1 protein-coding gene is annotated in these 503 nt (G+C 48.9%); it reads right to left on the reverse strand.

The window, feature by feature from the left end:
* On the reverse strand, positions 1-503 hold a 503-nt coding region (locus RX395_RS09960), incomplete at both ends, for a DUF4368 domain-containing protein (protein ID WP_316367334.1).

Here is a 503-nt window from a genome sequence, read left to right on the forward strand (position 1 = left end):
GTCTGCACCTGTTCCCGCAGGAACGCAATCACATCGGTCAGTTGGTCCTTGCAAAGCAAGGTGACGGTAATCTTTTTATCGGGATAAATGTGGATTTTGTCAATCAGATTGACGACCACCGTGCGAGTGAGCTTGGCAAGATTTCGATATTGACGGAATTGAGCCAGCCACCCCGTCTGGTTGACAAGACCAGCTCGGACGGCATCCAGCTCTGTTTTCAAACCCGAAATATCATCTTCGATGAAAGAAATCCTTTCAGAAAAGTCCTGCTTCATGTGTAGAAACTCATCTTGGGTGATCAGCCCGTCTCGAAGATCCTCGTAAACGCTGGTTTTCAGCGTTCTATATTTGGCAATTTCAGCTTCCTGTGCAGAAATAGCCGCTTCCAGACGCATAATCTCCCGACGCCCCCAGCCCAATGCTTCAACCTGCCCCAGAGCCCGTTCTACACCCAAAATAAGTGTAACCTCAAATTGAAGTGAAGGAAGGACCGCCGTTTCCAG

Origin of the sequence: Collinsella aerofaciens, from assembly GCF_032584215.1 — a bacterium.
Classification (GTDB): domain Bacteria; phylum Actinomycetota; class Coriobacteriia; order Coriobacteriales; family Coriobacteriaceae; genus Collinsella.